2 protein-coding genes are annotated in these 914 nt (G+C 70.0%); both read right to left on the minus strand.

Annotated features, from left to right (window positions below):
- Positions 1-63: 63 nt before the first annotated feature.
- Positions 64-795, minus strand: a complete 732-nt coding sequence (locus L6Q96_23170; protein ID MCK6557451.1) for an alpha/beta hydrolase — start codon at positions 793-795, stop codon at positions 64-66.
- A 7-nt stretch (positions 796-802) separates the two neighbouring features.
- On the minus strand, positions 803-914 hold a 112-nt coding region (locus tag L6Q96_23175), incomplete at its 5' end, for a zinc-finger domain-containing protein (protein ID MCK6557452.1).

The following is a 914-nucleotide window of genomic DNA, read 5'->3' on the forward strand; positions in this document are numbered from 1 at the left end:
TGCGGATCGCGCGCGACTGACCGGCCGGTGCCGCCGATTTCGAGCGACGCCCGACGGTCGACGCTAGTACCACGTCTTCCGCTTCGGATCCCAGTACAGCCACGCGCGCACGCCGCTGCGGTCGAAGGGCTTCCAGCCGCCCTCGGGCTGCGCCAGCCTGTCGGCGATCGCGTACCAGGTCAGCGGGTTGACGCCGATGCCGAAATGGCTCGCCTCGACCTCGATGTTCTCGTGCAGCGGCGTGACCTTCTCGACGCTGCATTGCCAGGCGACGATGCCGTCGGTGCGGCTGTAGATCGAGGTCGTCGGCACCGACGGCGGCGTGCGCAACGGCTCGTGGATCGCGGGCGCGCCGATGCGGTGCTCGGTGACCAGTTCGTACAGCCGCCAGGCGTTGGTCGCCTTCGGATGCCCGGTGAACGGCGTGCCCATCGTGATCACCGAGCGCACGTCGCCCGGGAGTTCCTTCGCGAACTCGCGCGCGTAGATGCCGCCGAGGCTCCAGCCGATCAGGCTCAGTTTGCGCTTGTGCCGCTTGCGGATCGCCTTGATCCGTTCGCGGCACGCGTCGAGCACGCCTGCGCGCGGGCCGCGGTTCGTACCCTGTTCCCAGCCGTAAGCGGCGTAGCCGCGGCCCTCGAGAAACCGGCGCAGCGGCCGCGTCGACGCGTCAGAGGCGAGCAACCCCGGAAACACCAGCACCGGATGGCCGTCGCCCTCGGGCGCGTTGGCGAGCAGCGGCTGCGCGAGCCGCGTATCGCCGATCCAGTTCGGGGCGACGAGGAGCAGGCGCATGGTGCCGCTAATGCCCCTTCGGCGCGCTCCCGCGGTAGACGTAGGTCGTGCTGCAGTAGGGGCAGCGGATCTCGCCGGCATGGGCGATGTCGAGGAAGACGCGCGGGTGGTAGCACCAG

Source organism: Candidatus Binatia bacterium (genome assembly GCA_023150935.1).
Classification (GTDB): domain Bacteria; phylum Desulfobacterota; class Binatia; order HRBIN30; family HRBIN30; genus JAKLJW01.

Excerpts from the sequence above, each read along its gene's own strand:
- L6Q96_23170 (MCK6557451.1), bottom strand. The coding sequence starts at position 795 with ATGCGCCTGCTCCTCGTCGCCCCGAACTGGATCGGCGATACGCGGCTC.